1 protein-coding gene is annotated in these 722 nt (G+C 43.5%); it reads right to left on the minus strand.

Annotation, left to right across the window (positions count from 1 at the left end):
* Positions 1-289: 289 nt before the first annotated feature.
* A complete protein-coding gene (locus R8N49_RS27070; protein WP_017636227.1) occupies positions 290-640 on the minus strand; it encodes a helix-turn-helix transcriptional regulator in 351 nt (116 codons plus the stop codon).
* Positions 641-722: the final 82 nt, after the last annotated feature.

The raw sequence follows: 722 nt of genomic DNA on the forward strand, positions 1-722 counted from the left end.
GTTCCTTGCCATAGACTTCTTCAATCGGCTGGTTTGGATCTTCTTCACGACCAATGACTTCGCTCATTGTCGGGTCTGCCAATGAACTCGAGCTCATTAAGGCCATTGATAATATGATTTTCTTCATCGTCATAACTTCGTCGGTTAGCGAGCATTTTGGGAGGGGCCCGCTTTGCGGGAGGGACCTAAAAGCGGAGCCAAACCCCCGTCTAGTATTACGGGGGTAAATTCCACTGAACCATCAGTGTTCTCCGTGTATTCGCAAGCGTAGCGCGCCAGTGTTTGAGCGTTAGCGAGTCTTATCTGAGGAGAAATTATTTCTAGCCCTGTTGCTTTGATTCCTCAAATACAAACCTTCGACCATTATCGAGAGTGATTCGATCTCCGCGTCGTTGAAATCCCCAATCGCTGAACTAATTTTCTCTATCAGTCTTTCGTGTGGATTCTGTTCTCTTCCAAGCACTTCATTAACTGATACCCCAAGTCTTTTAGCTATTAAAACTAGCTCTGATGCTTTTGGTTCAGTCTTGCCTGATTCCCAGTTCATAACGGTTTTTGCCGATGCTCCGACAGATTTAGCCATTTCAAGCTGAGTGACTCCTTTTTCCTCTCGGAGTCTCTTAATGTTCTCATTTAGCATGTTAAACCCCTTATTGAGTCCATGTTTTTTCTCATTATAAGGAGTGTTTTTTCATACAGTATCTTGACAAGGTAAAAATATT

The organism is Vibrio sp. 1978 (assembly GCF_033344345.1).

Bases quoted from the DNA above. Each gene is read 5' to 3' on its own strand.
- R8N49_RS27070 (WP_017636227.1), bottom strand. From the start codon at position 640: ATGCTAAATGAGAACATTAAGAGACTCCGAGAGGAAAAAGGAGTCACT.